At 71.1% G+C, this 17,121-nt stretch carries 16 protein-coding genes and 1 riboswitch; of the genes, 9 read left to right on the top strand and 7 right to left on the bottom strand.

Annotated elements, in window-relative coordinates; translation table 11 throughout:
* Positions 1-30: 30 nt before the first annotated feature.
* Positions 31-1,215 (top strand): ROK family protein, encoded by a 1,185-nt coding sequence (locus ABIA35_RS03620; protein WP_370341123.1) that lies wholly within the window; start codon positions 31-33, stop codon positions 1,213-1,215.
* A 31-nt stretch (positions 1,216-1,246) separates the two neighbouring features.
* Here the strand turns inward: ABIA35_RS03620 and ABIA35_RS03615 are convergent, their stop codons facing one another.
* Together ABIA35_RS03615 and ABIA35_RS03610 are read right to left on the bottom strand one after the other, a co-directional pair.
* A complete protein-coding gene (locus ABIA35_RS03615) occupies positions 1,247-2,944 on the bottom strand; it encodes a hypothetical protein (RefSeq protein ID WP_370356549.1) in 1,698 nt (565 codons plus the stop codon).
* Between the two features lie 104 nt (positions 2,945-3,048).
* Positions 3,049-3,591 (bottom strand): hypothetical protein, encoded by a 543-nt coding sequence (locus ABIA35_RS03610; RefSeq protein WP_370341121.1) that lies wholly within the window; start codon positions 3,589-3,591, stop codon positions 3,049-3,051.
* 149 nt (positions 3,592-3,740) lie between these two features.
* On the opposite strand from ABIA35_RS03610, the gene ABIA35_RS03605 reads away from it, so the two are divergent.
* Complete coding sequence (locus ABIA35_RS03605; RefSeq protein WP_370341120.1) at positions 3,741-4,436, top strand: PadR family transcriptional regulator; 696 nt, start codon at positions 3,741-3,743, stop codon at positions 4,434-4,436.
* 18 nt (positions 4,437-4,454) lie between these two features.
* On the opposite strand, the gene ABIA35_RS03600 is transcribed toward ABIA35_RS03605, so the two are convergent.
* The gene (locus tag ABIA35_RS03600) at positions 4,455-5,252 is read right to left on the bottom strand and encodes a nuclease-related domain-containing protein (RefSeq protein ID WP_370341119.1); all 798 of its coding nucleotides are present in this window, start codon (positions 5,250-5,252) and stop codon (positions 4,455-4,457) included.
* Positions 5,253-5,392: 140 nt separating this feature from the next.
* Between ABIA35_RS03600 and ABIA35_RS03595 the strand changes: the two genes are divergently transcribed.
* Both ABIA35_RS03595 and ABIA35_RS03590 read left to right on the top strand, forming a co-directional pair.
* A complete protein-coding gene (locus tag ABIA35_RS03595; RefSeq protein ID WP_370341118.1) occupies positions 5,393-6,286 on the top strand; it encodes a metallophosphoesterase family protein in 894 nt (297 codons plus the stop codon).
* 117 nt (positions 6,287-6,403) lie between these two features.
* Entirely contained in the window at positions 6,404-7,249 is an 846-nt protein-coding gene (locus ABIA35_RS03590) for a hypothetical protein (protein WP_370341117.1), read from the top strand.
* 117 nt (positions 7,250-7,366) lie between these two features.
* Here the strand turns inward: ABIA35_RS03590 and ABIA35_RS03585 are convergent, their stop codons facing one another.
* The 3 genes from ABIA35_RS03585 to thiC all read right to left on the bottom strand — a co-directional run bounded on the left by ABIA35_RS03585 (position 7,367) and on the right by thiC (position 10,476).
* Entirely contained in the window at positions 7,367-7,927 is a 561-nt protein-coding gene (locus tag ABIA35_RS03585; RefSeq protein ID WP_370341116.1) for a hypothetical protein, read from the bottom strand.
* Positions 7,928-7,974: 47 nt separating this feature from the next.
* Positions 7,975-8,517, bottom strand: coding sequence for a DinB family protein (locus tag ABIA35_RS03580; RefSeq protein ID WP_370341115.1), 543 nt, complete (start codon positions 8,515-8,517; stop codon positions 7,975-7,977).
* A 153-nt stretch (positions 8,518-8,670) separates the two neighbouring features.
* Positions 8,671-10,476 (bottom strand): phosphomethylpyrimidine synthase ThiC, encoded by a 1,806-nt coding sequence (thiC, locus tag ABIA35_RS03575; protein WP_370341114.1) that lies wholly within the window; start codon positions 10,474-10,476, stop codon positions 8,671-8,673.
* Positions 10,468-10,576: riboswitch (TPP riboswitch) on the bottom strand. (Overlaps the previous gene by 9 nt.)
* Before the next feature lie 63 nt (positions 10,577-10,639).
* On the opposite strand from thiC, the gene ABIA35_RS03570 reads away from it, so the two are divergent.
* The 4 genes from ABIA35_RS03570 (at position 10,640) to ABIA35_RS03555 (ending at position 13,540) form a co-directional block, all read left to right on the top strand.
* Entirely contained in the window at positions 10,640-10,837 is a 198-nt protein-coding gene (locus ABIA35_RS03570) for a hypothetical protein (protein ID WP_370341113.1), read from the top strand.
* An 85-nt stretch (positions 10,838-10,922) separates the two neighbouring features.
* Positions 10,923-11,567, top strand: coding sequence for a hypothetical protein (locus tag ABIA35_RS03565; RefSeq protein ID WP_370341112.1), 645 nt, complete (start codon positions 10,923-10,925; stop codon positions 11,565-11,567).
* Entirely contained in the window at positions 11,567-11,797 is a 231-nt protein-coding gene (locus ABIA35_RS03560; RefSeq protein WP_370341111.1) for a helix-turn-helix domain-containing protein, read from the top strand. The genes ABIA35_RS03565 and ABIA35_RS03560 overlap by 1 nt, the downstream gene beginning before the upstream one ends.
* Before the next feature lie 216 nt (positions 11,798-12,013).
* Positions 12,014-13,540, top strand: coding sequence for an SPFH domain-containing protein (locus ABIA35_RS03555; protein ID WP_370341232.1), 1,527 nt, complete (start codon positions 12,014-12,016; stop codon positions 13,538-13,540).
* 116 nt (positions 13,541-13,656) lie between these two features.
* Here the strand turns inward: ABIA35_RS03555 and ABIA35_RS03550 are convergent, their stop codons facing one another.
* On the bottom strand, positions 13,657-15,129 hold the full coding sequence (locus ABIA35_RS03550) for a DUF2079 domain-containing protein (protein ID WP_370341110.1): 1,473 nt from the start codon (positions 15,127-15,129) through the stop codon (positions 13,657-13,659).
* On the opposite strand from ABIA35_RS03550, the gene ABIA35_RS03545 reads away from it, so the two are divergent.
* The gene (locus ABIA35_RS03545) at positions 15,083-16,906 is read left to right on the top strand and encodes a PIG-L family deacetylase (RefSeq protein WP_370356547.1); all 1,824 of its coding nucleotides are present in this window, start codon (positions 15,083-15,085) and stop codon (positions 16,904-16,906) included. The genes ABIA35_RS03550 and ABIA35_RS03545 overlap by 47 nt on opposite strands.
* Positions 16,907-17,121 lie beyond the last annotated feature (215 nt).

Here is a 17,121-nt window from a genome sequence, read left to right as displayed (position 1 = left end):
TGACCACTTCATTCGCGAAGGAGGGGGCTGATGGGCACACAGGGCGGCGACAGGTCACTGCTGCGGCGCATCAACCTGCTGGCGACGCTGCGCAGCGCGCACGACGAACCCAGGACCATCGCCGCCCTGGCCGGCGCGACCGGCCTGTCCCGGACGGCGGCCGAATCGGTGGTGCTGGACCTGGTCGAGCTCGGCTGGCTGGCCGAGGACGGGCAGAGCGGGCATCCCGGCGCCGGACGCCCGGCCCGCCATTACCGGTTACGCGCCGAGGCCGGCACTCTGCTCGGCATCGACGTCGGACCGCACAACGTCGTGGTGACGGTCGCCGATCTGCGGGGCGAGCCCTTGGGATCGGCGTATCGGACGGTCCCGCCGACGCCGTCTCCGCGCTCGCCGCTGGACGCCGTCCACGGCGCGGTCTATCAGGCCCTTGAGGAAACCGGACGGACGTCGGCCGACGTATGGGTCGCGGCGGTCGGCGTGCCCGGCGTCGTGCACCGGGGCCGCATCGAGCAGGTGGGGAACTCCACGCACGGCCCCGAACCGGATCTGGCGGCCGGGCTCAGGACCCTGCTGGGCTGCCCGATCCTGCTGGAGAACGACTGCAACCTGGCCGCCGTCGCAGAGCACTGGCGCGGCGTCGCGCAGGACGTGGACGACATGGTGTTCGTGCACTCCGGCAACCGGACGAGCGCGGGCCTGCTGCTGGCCGGCCGCCTCTACCGCGGGCACGCCGGCGGCGCCGGCGAGATCGGCGCGCTGGCCCAGGTCGGCTGGGCGGACGCCCCGGCCCGGCTGGAGGCGCTGCGCGACGAGGGCCGCGTGGAGTCCCGGGAGGAGGTCTTCGCGCTCGCCGCCGGCGGGGACGAGCAGGCGCTGGCCGCGGTCGACGCGTTCAGCCAGGGCCTGGCCTTCGGCATCGCGGCGCTGGCGCTGGCGGTGGACCCGCGGATGGTGGTGATCGGCGGCGGCAACGTCCGCGCCGGGGAGACGCTGTTGAAGCCGCTGCGGCGCTACATCGACGAGTACACGTACTCGCGCATCCCGACGGTCAGCGTGTCCTCGCTGGGGAACCAGTCGGTCAGCCTCGGGGCGATCCGGCTGGCCCTGGACGCCATCGACGAGTTCCTGCAGAAGGCGGTGAGCACGGCCGCCGGCTTCCCGGCGCCGACGGCTTCGGCGTTCGCGGGCATCGACGCGCGCGAGGAGGGGTGAGGCGCGCGGGACGTCTCACAGGGTTCTGTCATCAGTCGCCGGCGGCCGAGGTCCTGTCTGTGAGATAAGTCTTGGCGTACTTGCGGACCGTCGACTCCGAGTAGCCGAGGTGGTCGGCGAGCTGGCGGACTGCGTCGTTGCGGGTCTGCGGGTGGTCGCTCAGCAGCGGGTGATCGCGGTCGGCACCCTGGCCGGTCAGCTGGTCGGCGACCTGGTAGTAGGCCTGTTTGGCTCCCGGCCGCCCGTTCGCCGCGGGAGGTTCGGGCACCTTGGCCGGCTCGGGCGCCTTGGCCGGCACGGGCACCTTGGCCGGCTCGGGCGCCTTGGCCGGCACGGGCACCTTGGCCGGCTCGGGCACCTTGGCCGGCTCGGGCGGTTCTTGCGTGGGCAGCTCCTCCGTCACCACCGCGCCGGGTGCCGGGCGCTGCGCCGGGATCGCCGCCGCCACGGGGCGGGAGCGCAGCTCGTCCAGGGTGCGCTCCAGCTCGGCTATTCGGCGCTTGGCGACCGCGTTCTCGTCGGCGCGCATCTGCTCGATGTGCGTGCGCTCGCGCCGCTCGATCTCGGCCTCGGCGACCAGATCGCGCCGGGACCGCTGCGTCGCCTCCAGTTCCAGGTCGGTCTCGACGGTCCGGGCCCGGACCGCCTCCAGCTCGGCGCGGAGCTTGGTCATCTCCTTGGCGAGTTCGGCGCGGTCCTTGTCCGCGGCCGAGGCCGCCGCCTTCTGGTCCGCCTTCAGTTCCTTGGTGAGCTCGTCGATCTTCGCCGCGGCCTCCTGCGCGGCGGCCGTCGCCGCGTCCCGCTCGGCCTGCAACTGCTCGGCGAGACGCTCGGCCTCGGCCGCCTGGTCCGTCGCGGCCTGCTTGGCGATGCTGAGCTCGGTCTGTGCCTCGTCGATACCGAGCCGGGACTGGGCGTCGGCCACCGCCTGGGCGCCGAGGGCGCTCATCAGGGCGCTGGGATCGGCGTGCAGGCGCGCGTGCCGCTGGAGCTTGGCCTTCGCCTTGGCCTCGCGGGCCGCGATCCGGTGGATCGCGGCGTCCTTGGCGTTGTGCTCCTTGAGGATCCTCAGCTTGTCGGAGATGCGGAGGTAGCGCTCGAAGTGCCGGTTGGCGTCCAGGTCGGACAGCGACGAGCCGTCCGCCGAGGCCAGCCCGAGCCGGATGCCGAGCTCGCGCGGGGTGAAGCGCCACCGGATCGTCTCCGGCTCCTTGCCCTCCAGCTCGGCCTTCTTCTTGCGGGCCTTGAGCCACAGGTCCAGCAGGTCCAGCGTCCACAGGACGGCGATGACCACCGCGACCAGGAGGCGGAACAGGCCCTCGCGGAACCCGGAGGAGTCGCTGGCCGACATGCCGCCGGAGGAGATGGCCAGGATCCAGAGCATCGCGGCGTAGATCAGCCAGTTGCCCGCCTCCTCGGCCTTCTCCAGCGCCTTGAGGCCGAACGCCAGGATCAGGATCTCCAGGAAGGGGAACATGACGATCTTGTACGCCAGCGACATGTGCATGACGTTGCCGAAGAAGTGCCACATGCCGGAGGCCTGGACCATGGTCGCCATCAGCGTCCCGACCGCCACCAGCCCGCGCACCCGGACCGAGCGGTCCTTGCCGCGCAGCTTCCAGGCCACCAGGCCCACCAGGGCGAGCACGACCAGGGCCGCCACCGCGCCCGCGACCAACGACGGCACCGGGTGATCGTCCGCCCAGGTCTGGACATGCTTCCAACTCATGCCGCCCCCCTGGTCCCGGAATCCGTTTTTCACGCGGCCAGCGTAGGGGGCCTCCCGCCTCCGCGGTACCCGGGTCCGGAATCAAGGGGCGAACAACAGGTCTCTCAATGTCCTTCGGGGTTCTTCGGCGCGCGGGCCGGGTCGTCGATCGTCGGCCAGGTGCCCTCGCGGCGGGCCTGCTTGGCGTCCTGGACGTACTCGCGGGTGAACATCGCCGCGAGCATCGCCACGCCGCCGCGCGCCACGCGCACCTCGCCGCTGTGGATCCGGCCGGTCAGCCGTATGCGGCGGACGCCCTCGGCCGGTACGGCGCCCTTGCGCTCGTTCTGCTGTCCGACGCCGTCCTTCACCCTGCCGCTGCCGCTCCAGACGATGTCGCCCTGGTCGACGACCGCATCGTCGGGCAGCAGCAGCTTCACCATGGCGCGGTCCAGGTCCAGGTCGACGACCAGCTCGCCGGCCGGCAGCCGCGGCGAGCGCAGGTCCAGCACGACCGAGCCGCGGCGGGCGCGGACCTCGAAGCGGTCGGCGCCGGTCCAGTTGCCCAGGCGCTTCACCGCGTTGTGGTCGGCGTGCAGGCGGACCGGCTCGGCGGCCGCGCCGGCGACGGTGCGGGTGGTGGCGGTGGTGGAGGTGGAGGTGTTCATTTCGAGTTCTCCTCGGGGTCTGCCCTCTGGTCCGTTCCGGACCTCGGTGAGGGACCGGGTTCGTGCTGACCTCTCGATAGTTGCACTGACACTAGTCACAAGTCAACTAGAGCTTTTGAAACTAGTCTCCCGGTAGCTAAGATGAGCCCATGGCAGCAGCCCAGCACTCAGCAGAAGCCCGGCACTCCGCGGCCGGCGCGACCCGCCGCTCCCCGCTGGCCCTCGCGGTCCTCGCCCTGCTCGGCTACAAGCCGCTGCACCCGTACGGCGTGCAGCGGCTGCTCAAGGAATGGGGCAAGGAGAACGTCGTCAACGTCGGGCAGCGCGCGAGCCTGTACAAGACGATGGAACGACTCACCGCCGCCGGCCTGATCGCGGTCCGCGAGACCGAGCGCGACCAGCAGTACCCGGAGCGGACCGTCTACGAGCTCACCGACGCCGGGCGCGAAGCGGCGCAGGCGTGGATCGACGACATCGTGCGCGTGCCGCGGCCGGAGTACCCGGAGTTCCCGGCGGCGCTGTCGTTCCTGATGATGCTCGGCCCGGACGCGGCGCTGGCCGCGCTGCGCGAGCGGCGGGAGGCGGTGGCGAAGTCGCTGGCGGCGGCGAGGGAGGGGATGGCGGAGGCTCAGCAGTACGGCCTGCCGAAGGTGACGCTGCTGGACGACGAGTATCTGGTCGCGATCTCCGAGGCCGAGCTGAAGTGGATCGAGGGCGCGGTGCGGGAGTTGGAGGACGGCGAGCTGACCTGGAGCCTGGCGGAGTTGCAGCCGTTCGACGAGACGGACACCGAGGCGAGCGCTGAGGCGGACACCGAAGCGAACACCGAGGCGGCCGGCGGCTGAGCCCGCGGACCGCCGTCCCTACTTGCGGACCGGCCGGTCCCCCGACCGCGCCGGCAGCACCCGGTCCAGTCTCTCGGCCAGCTTCGCGGCCTGGGTCGCGGTCATGACCTGCTTCATCTGGCCGAAGACCGAGGGGAACTGCTCCGGGAGCAGGATCGTGACCCCCTCCAGGAAGCGCGGGGTCGGCCGCAGGTCCTTGGCGTGCACCACCAGCACCGGCTCCACCTTCACCCCGCGCGGCAGGCTCGGGCGCAGGGCCGAGGTGAGGTTCTGCGCCTCCAGGTCCAGCCGCTTGAGGGTGGACTCGCGGTTGTCCATTCCCACGAAGAGCTTGTCGCCGATCATCTCGACCTTGGGGCCGGAGGCCCAGTTCTTGGAGTCCAGCAGGAACACCCCGGCCGGGCCGATCAGCAGGTGCTCGATGTCCACCGGCGGGATCCCGGGGACCGCGCCGGGGGCCAGGCGGCGGTCGTGCAGAGCGGTGAAGCCCTGGAACCTCAAAGGTTTGATCGCCTTCGCGGTGGCGGCCTCACCGGCGGCGCGGCGGCCGGCCAGGCTCACGTCGCCGGGCTTGGTGTAGGCCAGGTCTGCCAGGGCCAGCAGCACCAGTGCCGCGAAGCCCACACCGAAGTAGGCGTGGCGGGTCATCGCGGACGCGACGATGCCGCACACGACCGTGATCGGGAGGGCCCACCACAGGGAGTCCTTGATGCGTTTCCGGCGTTGAGCGGCCCAAGCCGACTGGACGCTGGTGTTGACCGCCCGAAGACTGCTCCCCGCCGAGGCCCTCGTCGGCTTCAATTCCCTGAACGCCACTGAAGACCACTCTCCTCGTCACCGACCGTACTCCGATGTGCATTCCCGGCGCAGGGGTATTCACTTACGGCGGCGCCTTGGCGAACCCACGCCGCCGCCGATGTGTACCTACAAGCCACATTGTCGTTAGCCTGGCCTGCATGACGCCGCCGCCGCCCGAAGTCGACCCCATGGCAATGACCCTGGAGATCGACGACACCATGGACCTGACCCTCGACGCAACGGTCGGGATCATCGGACCCGTGCCCGCCGGGCCGGTCTATGTCACGGGCGACGTGCACGGCTGCGCCGAGCAGTTGCAGGCCTCGTTGTTCCGCAGCGGCATCACCGACGCCGACGGCCAGTGGGCCGCCGGTTCCGCCTGGCTGTGGTTCCTGGGCGACCTGTTCGACCGGGGCCCGGACGGCATCGGCGTCATCGACACGGTGATGCGGCTGCAGAAGCAGGCCCCGGAGCACGGCGGCCGGGTCGACTGCCTGCTGGGCAACCACGAGGTCATGCTGCTGGCGTCCTACCGGCTGACCGGCCCAGGCGCGGACAAGTTCCAGGAGCGGTGGCTGGGCAACGGCGGCCAGCCCAAGGACCTGCGGGCGCTGACCGAGGAGCACGCGCAGTGGCTGGAGTCGCTGCCGGCGATGGCGCTGGTCGACGACCACCTGCTGATCCACTCCGACACGGTGACCTACCGCGAGCTCGGGGGCGACATCGCCACGGTGAACGCCACGGTGCAGGCGGTGCTGCGCGAGTACACCGACCTGGAGGCCTGGGACCGCCTGACCCACCTGGTGACGGCCCGCTTCGCCTTCGCCGACGACGGCACCAACGCCCTGGAGTTCCTGGCCGAGTTCGGCGGCTCGCAGATCGTGCACGGGCACTCGCCGATCCCGCTGGTGTTCGACATCCCGGCCGAGGACATCACCGGCCCGATGATCTACGCCGAGGGGCGCGCGGTCAACATGGACACCGGGACGTTCCTGGGCGGGCCGTGCCTGATCAGCCCGCTGCCCTCGATACCGCCGCGACCGCAGGGCTGAGCCACTCCCTCCCAGGCACTCCCGGCACGCTCGCCTCCCCACCGCGACGGTGACCTGAACCCCCGGCGGCGGCGAGTCTCCACGGCCCGGGCCGTGCGCGGCGCCAATATGGGCGGTATGCGCAGATTCCTGACATCCCGCGGGGTCCCGGCGTGCGCGGGCCTCAGCCTGACGGCTGTCGCCGCCGCCGCGTTGCTGGCCGGCTGCTCGTCCTCGTCCTCGAAGGCCGACCCCTTCAAGATCGGCGTGCTGCCCACCGCCGACGCCGTGACCAAGGGCCACACCGCCGGGCACTGGACCCGCGAGGGCAGCACGCTGGTACTGGTCGGCACGGTGACGCCGGACAGCGCGGCGCAGTTCGCCACCGCGCTGGGCTCCGGCGCGACCACCGTGCAGGCCACGGTGACCGGCGGCGATCTGGCCTCGGGCCTGGCGATCGGCCAGAGCATCCACGACCGCAAGCTCAACCTGCTGATCGACGGCGCGTGCGCGGGCCCGTGCGCGGACTACTGGTTCCCGGCCGCCGCCACCCGGCGGAGCACCGGGTCGGGCTCGTGGCTGGGCTACGTGCCGGACATGAGCGAGAACGGCACCGCCACCGCACAGCAGCGGACCGCCGAGACCAAGCTCTACACCGACTCCGGCGTGGACGTCGCGAAGTTCCACGCGGCCCTGGACGGCCAGCTCCGCGAGGTCCCCGGCGGCAGCGCGGCGCCCGGCGCCAGCATGTGGATGCCGGACCAGAGCGACCTGAAGTCCCTGGGCTACCCCCTCCAGGCGGTCAAGGACATCTGGCTGCCGCCGAACCTGGCCTCGGCCAACGCCCAGGCCCGGGCCTGGCAGCAGGTCGTGGCCTACCAGAACACGCTCGTCGGGCTGCCCTCGGCGCCGGACAAGCCCGCTCCGGCCGCGCCCGCGGCGCCGGCCGCCCCGGCTTCGCCGAAGCCGTCGAAGAAGTCCTAGCCGCCCCGGCTGTCTGATCGCCCTGATTGCCCGCCCGGCGGTGTCGATGACCCGCCGGGCTCTGAACTCTCCGACCAGATCTGAACTCTCCGACCGGATCAGCGCCCGCCGACCGGATCAGATCTTGCCGACCGCCGCCTGCGCCACCGCCTTGGCGTCGTCCGAGGCACTGGCGTAGCTGTCGGCGTGGATCACCGCGACGTTCAGGTCGAAGCCGTTCTTGTACACGTCGATCACGCCCGGCGTCTGGCTGCTGCGGTAGGCCTCGTCGCCCAGGCCCGGCACGCTGCTGACCGTGCCCGCCGGTATCGTCGCGCGGAAGGCGTCGAAGCCGGACTTGGTGACCCCGGTCAGCGAGATGGTCACCGTGTCCGGGTGCCCCGAGTTGTACGCGCAGCTGCGGCCGCCGCTGGTGGACGCTATGGCGCCGGACTTCGAGCCGTCCGGCAGGTGCGCGATCTGCACCACCTGGTCCGACGAGATCAGCCCGCAGGGGTCGGGCACGCCGGGGACCACGAAGCCCTGAGCGCTGCTCGCGTCGGCGGCCGCGCTCGAGGACCCCGACGAGACCGGCTCCAGCGGCGGCGGGGTGGAGTCCCCGCCGCACGCGGAGAGCGTGACGGACAAGGTCAGCGCGAACGCTGCGGCAGCATAGGTCGCGGGCCTGGGGCTTGGCATGGGGACCACAGTAGCGGCGGCTCCTCAGATGCTCCCCCGCCTCCCCCTCACTCCCCGGTCACCCCGTCGATCGCCTCACGCAGCAGGTCGGCGTGACCGAGATGGCGCGCGTACTCCTCGATCATGTGCAGGTAGACCCAGCGCAGCGTCAACGTGTGCCGGCGTCCCTCGAACATCTCGTCCAGACCCCGCCGGACGCACGCCTGCCGGGCCAGCTCGACCTCCTCGGCGAAGACCGCGAAGTCGGCCTCGGCGCCGTCTGCGGTGCCGTTGTCGAAGTCGCCGTCGGGATCCTGTTCGGTCGTGTAGATCTCCTCGAGCGACTTCTGGCCGAGGAACTGGATGCGGAACCACCAGCGCTCCACCAACGCCATGTGCCGGACCAGGCCCAGCAGCGACAGGCTGGTGCTGGGCAGCGGCCGCGAGGCGAGCTGCTCCCCGGTGAGCCCGCCGCACTTCCACAGCAGGGTCTCCCGGTGCCAGTCCAGGTAGCGCTCCAAGCTCTCGCGCTCGGTATCGGACGGGACGTTCTCCCGCCGCTCGAAGACCGGCGCGGTCCACTCGGCTGACGCGGTTGATGATGAAGACATGCGCACAGCGTCTCGACCTTCGGGCCGGTCTGGCAACGCCAATAGCAAACCCGTGTATGGTGGGTCACTGTCGGCACATCACAGGGCCCGCATATATCGCATCATCTCCGGTATATGCGGGCCCTGTTCGCCTACCGGCCGGTAGGCCCGCGCTCAGTCCACGACCGGCAGGTACACGTGCGCCCCGGAGGCCAGGAACTCCTCCGACTTGGCCTGCATGCCGGCGGCGATGTCGTCCTCGCCGGCCGCGGCCAGATCGTCCCCGTACTTCTCGGCGATGTCGTGGCTGATCTTCATCGAGCAGAAGTGCGGCCCGCACATCGAGCAGAAGTGCGCGGTCTTCGCCGGGGCGGCGGGCAGGGTCTCGTCGTGGTAGGCCCGGGCCGTGTCCGGGTCCAGGGCCAGGTTGAACTGGTCCTCCCAGCGGAACTCGAAGCGGGCGTCGGACAGCGCGTCGTCCCAGCGCTGCGCGCCCTCGTGGCCCTTGGCCAGGTCCGAGGCGTGCGCGGCGATCTTGTAGGCGATCAGGCCCTGCTTGACGTCGTCCCGGTCGGGCAGGCCCAGGTGCTCCTTGGGGGTGACGTAGCAGAGCATCGCGGTGCCGTACCAGCCGATCATCGCCGCGCCGATGGCGGAGGTGATGTGGTCGTAGCCGGGCGCGATGTCGGTGGTGAGCGGGCCGAGGGTGTAGAACGGCGCCTCGTCGCACAGCTCCATCTGGAGCTCCACGTTCTCCTTGATCTTGTGCATCGGGACGTGGCCCGGGCCCTCGATCATCACCTGCACCCCGAGTTCGCGCGCGATCTTCGACAGCTCGCCCAGCGTGGTCAGCTCGGCGAACTGCGCGGCGTCGTTGGCGTCGTAGATGGAGCCGGGGCGCAGGCCGTCGCCGAGGGAGTAGGTGACGTCGTACCGCGCCAGGATCTCGGTCAGCTCCCTGAAGTTGGTGTAGAGGAAGTTCTCCTCGTGGTGCGCCAGGCACCACGCGGCCATGATCGAGCCGCCCCGCGAGACGATGCCGGTCTTGCGGTTGGCGGTCAGCGGGACGTAGCGAAGCAGCACCCCGGCGTGGATCGTCATGTAGTCCACGCCCTGCTCGCACTGCTCGATCACGGTGTCCCGGAACACTTCCCAGGACAGGTCCTCGGCCTTGCCGTTGACCTTCTCCAGCGCCTGGTAGATCGGCACGGTGCCGATCGGGACCGGGCTGTTGCGCAAGATCCACTCCCGGGTGGTGTGGATGTTGCGCCCGGTGGACAGGTCCATGACGGTGTCGGCTCCCCACCTCGTGGCCCACACCATCTTGTCCACCTCCTCCTCGATCGAGGAGGCCACCGAGGAGTTGCCGATGTTGGCGTTCACCTTGGTCAGGAAGTGGCGGCCGATGATCATCGGCTCGGCCTCGGGGTGGTTCACGTTGGCCGGGATCACCGCGCGGCCGCGCGCGACCTCGTCCCGGACGAACTCGGCGCCGACGCCCTCGCGCACCGCGATGTACTCCATCTCGGCGGTGACCAGGCCCCGTCGGGCGTAGGCGAGCTGCGTCACGGCGCCGGTCCCCTCGACCCCGCGCACCGGCTTGCGGCCGCCGGAGAACACGGCGTCCAGATTGCGCAGGTCGGCGGACTTCAGCCCGTCGTCGGTCGGCTGCCAGGTCCGGCCCTGGTACTGCTCGGTGTCGCGGCGCTCGGCGATCCACGCGGCGCGCAGCGCCGGCAGGCCGAAGCGGACGTCGGTGCGCACCTCGGGGTCGGTGTAGGGGCCGGAGGTGTCGTAGAGGACGACGGTGTCGCCGTTGGTCAGCGCGATCTCGCGCATCGGCACGCGCAGGTCCGCACGCGCGGCGGAGGACAGGTACGTCTTGCTCGAAGCGGAGTTCGCGGAGTTCGCGGAGTTCTCAGAGTTCGCGGAGGAACCGGAGGATTCAGACGATGCGGACACGTCATTCACAGCCGTCATGGCGGCGCTCCCTACGTCGGCATTACCCGGACAGGTTCGGCGGTCGACGGCGCCAGCCGTCCTCTCAGCCCGGTTCGCCCGAGCTCCCGCGTGTATGTGGTTTCAGTGCGCAGCGTAGCGCGCGTACCGTGATCCGCGTCAATGCCATGGGACGGGAGCGGCGATGATCGGCAAGCAGGGCCGGGTGACGGGGCGCGTCGCGCCGGGACTGGTCGGCGAGGTGATGGTGGAGATCCGCGGCGGCAGCGAGGCGTTCCACGCGTACGCCGTGACGCCGGACACAGAGATTCCGAAGGGGGCGCTGGTGATCGTGGTGGAGTACCAGGCGCCGCGGACGGTGTACGTGGAGCCGTTGATGTAGGGCGGCGAATCAGACCCTTGCGGTTATCGAATATCGATGCCATCGTTTCTCGATACCATCGACTTTCGATACGGGGGAGACGGCCGTGGACGGTGTCGCGAAGAGAAAGACCAGCAAGCTCCGGGACCCGCTGGAACCCTTGATGACGGCCAACGGGATGGTGCTGAAGATTCTGGCTCTCGCGTTCCTGGCGGGGCTCGTGGCCATGCCGTTCGGCCACGGTGTCGTTCTGGGCTGGGGGCAGGTCCACATCTGTGTCGGCACCGATGGCGTGGGCAGTGCCGACACCACCAGGTTGCAGGGGTTCATCCGCCCCCACCCGGGTACCGACGTCGGGACGGCGGCCCTGAACCTGTGCGCCAAAACCCCGTCCGCCGGCCAGCGCTGGTGGTACAGCCTGGAGAACTTCCCGACCACCGCCACGGTCGTCGTGGTCGCTCTGGCCACCTACCTGATGCTCCGCAAAGCGCAGCAGAACGGCCTCTACGCCCCGGGCATCGCATCCCGGATCAGGTTCCTGGGATGGTTCCTGGTGGCCGACTCCGTGCTGCGGCCGCTCGTCCAGGTCTACGCCTCGCACAAGCTCTGGGCCACCATGGCGGACGGCCCCATGCCGACCATGTGGAGCCCTGTCTGGGCCTTCCTGTTCGCCGGGATAGCCTTGCTGTCGCTGGCCCGGATGATGGCCGTGGGCACCACGATGCGAGAAGACCTGGAGGGCGTCGTCTGATGCCGAAGGACTTCGGCGAGGTCCACTTCATCGGCGTGCATCTGGACCGCCTGCTGGAGCAGCGCGGCCTGACGCTCACCGAACTCGCCGACCGCGTAGGGGTCACCGTCGTGAACCTGTCGGTCCTGAAGAACGGACGGGCCAAGGCCATCCGTTTCAGCACCCTGACAGCGCTGTGCCGTGAGCTCGGATGCCAACCCGGTGACCTGCTCAGCTACCAGCCCGAGTGAGGGCGGATGCATGCGTGAGTCATGCATATTCCGGGTGTGAGCGTGCTGTGAGAAACGCAAGCGCGATGCAAACGCCGAAGCCGTTCTGACGGGCTCCCGCCGGGAGTAGAACTTCCTTGGCACTCCGCACGGTACGGAGGCCACACGGGAAGGATGTGAACGGTGTCCAGTGCCGTTCCGTACGTCATCATCGGGGGAGTCGTACTCCTCTTCGCAATGCTCGTATTCCTGTTCAAGGCCATGTGGCGGGTGGCCGAGCCGAACCAGGCGCTGATCGTCTCCGGACGGCGGCACCGCGGGGCGGGCGGGGACGGGCTGGGCTTTCGCATCGTCACCGGGGGCGGCAGCTTCGTGCTGCCGGGCGTGCAGGTGGTGCGGCGGCTGTCGCTGGATCTGAACGAGTCCGGGCTGGAGGTCGAGTGCGTCACTCGGCAGGGGATCCCGCTGCACGTCAAGGGAGTGGTGATCTTCAAGGTCGGTGACGACCACGCCTCGATCGCCAACGCCGCGCGCCGGTTCCTGGACCAGCAGGCGCAGATGGGGGTGCGGGTCCACAACATCTTCGCCGGCCACCTGCGCTCCATCGTCGGCAACCTGACCGTCGAGGAGATGATCCGCGAGCGGGAGCGGCTCACCGAGCAGACCCGCGCCACCAGCGGCACCGAGATGGAGAAGCTGGGCCTGATCATCGACTCGCTGCAGATCCAGGAGATCGACGACCCGACCGGGTACATCAAGGCCCTGTCGGCGCCGCACGCCGCGGCGGTCACCCGCGACGCCCGCATCGCGCAGGCCGCCGCCGACCAGAGCGCGACGGAGGCCGAGGCCGAGGCGAACGCCCGCAAGGCCGAGGCGATGCGCAAGGCCAGCATCCAGCAGGCCGGCTACCAGGCCGAGGTGGAGGAGGCACAGGCCCGGGCGCGGCAGGCCGGGCCGCTGGCCGACGCGCAGGCCCGCCAGGACGTCGTGGTGCAGGAGACCCGCGTCGCGGAGCTGGAGGCCCAGCGCAAGGAGCAGCAGCTGCAGGTCGAGGTCCGCAAGCCCGCCGACGCCCGGGCCTACGAGACCGTCACCGTGGCCCAGGCCGAGCGCGAGGCGAAGATCCACGAGGCCGAGGCGCACGCCAAGGAGACCGAGCTGCGGGCCGGGGCCGAGGCCACGCGGGTCAAGGCGGCGGCCGAGGCCGAGTCGCAGGCCAAGCGCGCACTGGGCCAGGCGTCCGCGGACGCCGCGCAGGCCCAGGCCCTGGCCGACGCCGAAGCCCGCCGCGCCCGCGGTCTGGCCGAAGCCGACGCCCGCAGGGCCGAGGGCCTGGCCGAGGCCGAGTCCCGCCAGGCGCGCGGCCTGGCCGACGCCGAATCCCGCCGGGCCGAGGGCATGGCCAACGCCGACGCCAAGCGCGCGGAGGGTCTGGCCGAGGCCGACGCGATCAAGGCCCGCGGCGAGGCCCTGGCCGAGCACCAGGAGGCGATCATCACCCAGCAGCTGGTCGCCCAGCTCCCGATGGTGGTCGCGGCCGGCGCGAAGTCCTTCGAGAACGTCGAGCACATGGTCCTGCTCAACGGCGCCGAGGGCGTCACCGACGTCTTCAGCAAGGCCCTGACGATGGGCGGCACCGGCCTGGGCCTGGCGCGCCAGATGCTGGCCTCGATGGGCGACCAGGCGCTGCGCCGGGAACTGCCGCAGCAGAACGGCAAGGCGGGCGGCTCGGAGACGAAGGAGTCGGTCGAGATCGCGGAGTAGCGCGGTGTAGCACGGTGCACGGTGCACTACCGAGGAACAGCGCGGGAAAACGGGGGTGGGCCCGGTGGATTCGCATCCGCCGGGTCCATTCATGTCCGCTCATGTCCGCGCCGGCACTACTGCGGCCGCTGGCCCCACACGTTGTCGATCCCCGCGGGCACCGGACCGGTCCGGTAGAGCACGTAGACGCCGTCACGGCTGAAGCGCGTCACGTACCCGTTGGCCAGATACCAGCGCCGCGCCTTCTCCACCTGGGAGCCGCTCGCCCACGGCCAGTCGATCGGCGAGGCCTTGCCCAGCACCACCCAGCGCGAGCCGTGCGGCTTGCCCGGCTCGGCCAGGATCAGGTTCCTGGTCCGCGCGCTCAGCGGCACGGCGATCGCGCTCTCGGCCTCGACCGTCGCGTCCTTCGGGATCATCGCCACCGCGGTCTTGGCCGCGGCCCGGAACGACTTCTGGGCCGGGGAGGCGGCCGCGCTCAGCGCGTCGTAGGCGTGGTACTGCAGGCCGATCACGGTCACCGCGGTGATCGCCGCCAGCCAGGTGCGCAGGAACAGCCGGGCGAGCTCGCCGGGCTGTCCCGGGCTCTGCTCCTCCATCCCGTCCAGCCACCGCATGACCTTCGCGACACCCTCGACGCCGGCGATCAGCAGGATCCCCATCAGCGGCGCGTTGTAGTGGAACTTCGGCTCCGAGTACGTCGCGGTGTCCGACAGCATGCGCAACAGCAGCGGCGGCACCGCCAGCAGCGCGATCGGCGAGAGCAGGCAGGCCCCGGCCGAGACCACGAGAAGCCACAACAGCAGGTCCTGCTTGGCGCTGGTGGACACCAGCAGGTGCACCGTCGACAGCGGGTGCTCCACCACGTGCAGCGCGGCCTGCTTCGGGTTGGCGCCGAGCGAGTCGTAGCTCCAGTACTGGTTGTGCATCCCGCCGATCCTCGGCACCAGCACCGTGATCGCGATCGCCGACCAGACCACGCCGGCGACCGCCGCGATCACTGCCAGCCTGCGCTCCCCGCGCAGCCACAACAGCAGCCCGAAGACCGCGACGATCAGGCCCATCTCCTCCTTGACGAGGAACAGGCTGCACGCCACGGCCAGGGCCTGCCCGGGCCGGCCCCGCTGGAGCCGGCGCAGCGCGAGCGGGACGACCAGGACGGCCCAGTCCAGTTCGTGGTAGCCGACCAGCGTGGCCTCCTGGATGCCCCAGGACAGCCCGAAGGCGACGCCCACGAAGTGCGCCGGGACCCGGCCCAGCGCGTCCTTCGCGTACGACCAGACGACGCCGGAGGCCGCCGCGTACAGCGCGGCCTGCAGGAGCAGCAGCATCCTGACGTCCGGCCAGATCCAGTACAGCGGCGCGGCCAGCGCGTTGACCGGCGAGAAGTGGTCGCCGAGCTGGAGGAAGTCCACGCCGGTGCCGGCGTAGGCGCCCTTCACCGGGACGTACGGCAGGTGGAACTGCGCGTAGTTGCGGACCGCCTGGTCGAAGATCGTGAGGTCGAAGGCGCCATAGCCGAGCCGGCCCCACGTTCTCGGGGTGGCGGCCGCGCTCCCGTCGTGCGCCGCGCGCAGCGGCACCCGCACCCGGCGCGTGCTCGGGTCCGGCCGCGCGCCGTCGATCCTGCAGATCGTCGCGCACCAGGACGACGACGTGCTGTTCATGAACCCGGACCTCTCCGAGGCGCTGGCCGCCGGGATCCCGACGACCACCGTCTACCTGACCGCGGGCGAGGCGATGGGCTCGCTGCACCACAGCCGGAACCGGGTGCAGTTCGCCGCCGACAAGCAGGACGCGACGCGCTCGGCCTACGCGCAGATGCTGGGGGTGTCCGGGGCCTGGGACCGGCAGACGGTCACCCTGCCCGGCGGTCAGAGCGCGGAGTCCTCCACGCCGCCGGGGATCGACCACGTGCGGTTGGTGTACCTGAACCTGCCCGAGGCCTACGACGTGGCCGCGGTACCGGACATCGCCGGGGTCCCGCGCGGCATGGCGCTGACCGGGCTGCTGTTGGGCCAGCGCACGGACGTCCCGACGATCGTCCCGGACAGCGGGCCGATCACCGAGTCGTACCGCCACACCAAGGAGTCCTTGCTCGCGGCGCTGACCGCATTCCTGCACGAGTGCCGGCCGACCGTCGTGCGCACCCTGGACCCGATGTTCGCCGAGCAGCACTGGCGCGGCAGTGCCGACATCGGTGGCGACCACCCCGATCACATCGCCACGGCACGCTGGGTCGATGTGGCGCTTCAGCAGTACCTGGCCGAAGAACCGGCATCCCGGGTGTTCATGACGAACTACGTCGGCTACGGGATGACCGCGCTGGCCGCGAACCTGTCGTCGGCGCAGAGCACGGCCAAGAGCGCCACGTTCAAGGCGTACAGCACACACGACGCCGACGCCCGGCGCTACGCGAACTCCTACCCGCCCTACCAGCACCGGCGCCACCACCGCTGGACCCCGGGAAGCCTGCGGGCGGTGCCGGCCGGCACCGGAGTCGCCGTCTTCGGCGTCGTGGACCAGCAGGCCGTGCAGTGGACGTGCGCCGATGTGACGGGGGTCTGGTCCGGGCCGTTCGCACTCGGCGGCACCGGGGTGCGGGCGCTGGAGGCGGTCACGCAGGCCGACGGCCGGATCCGGCTGTTCGCGCTCCAGGTCGACGCGATGGCCGGGGTCAGCGGGAATCTCCGGACCCTGACGGACGGCGCGGACCACTGGCTGCCGTGGACGCGGCTCGGCGGACGGTACGTGCTCGACGGCGTGTGCCCGCTGGTCGACGCCGACGGTGTGCTCCAGGCCTACGCCACGGCGATGGTCGAGCCGGCGGCCGCCGCGCAGCCCGCCGTGGCCCGGCTGGTCCGGTGGGCGCAGCCGAACGGCAAAGGCCCCCTGGCCCCGGACACCTTGTTCCCGGCGGTCCAGACCGCCGGGACCCCGGTCGCGGTCCTGGACCAGGAGGGCACGCCGCGCGTGCTGTATCAGCTCCCGGACATGGCCGGCACCGGGATGCTCACCCCGAACGCGAACGGCACCTGGGGGCCGGCCACCGAGCTGGCCGCCACCGGCGGCTCCGGTCCGATCGCCGCGGTCGCCGCGCCGGCTCCGGCAGGCCGGCGGCTGCACGTGGCGGTCGGCACCCCGGGCGGCGGGATCGGGATCTTCCAGCAGGGGACCGACGCGTCGTTCCCGGCGGCCTGGCAGGACCTCGGCGGCTGGTGGCCGGGGCCGCCGGCGCTGGCGGCGGATCCGTCCGGCCGGGTGGTGGCCGTGGCGCCGGGTCCGGACGGCCGGCTGGCGGTGGCGTGCCAGCCGCAGCCGGGTACCGGGGTCGCGTACTCGGGGTTCCGGACGGTCGGGAACTGACGCCCGGGTCGGCGATCGGCGCCGGTTGCCGGTGGTGATCGCCGGAGATCGACAACGATCACCGGTGATCGCCGGTGATCGCAGGGTCTTGTTCACCCCGCCGGAACCTCTGCGGGAGTAAAAGCCCTGCCAGGGGGAAGGAACAACAATGAGACCCGCGTCAGCGGGTCTCACCAGTTTCCCCGAGCGCGCATCGGCCTCAAGGATCGCCTTGT

Origin of the sequence: Catenulispora sp. MAP12-49 (assembly GCF_041262705.1) — a bacterium.
Lineage (GTDB): Bacteria > Actinomycetota > Actinomycetes > Streptomycetales > Catenulisporaceae > Catenulispora.
The sequence above is the reverse complement of the archived record's forward strand: the minus strand, read 5'-3'. Positions and strand labels throughout refer to the sequence as shown.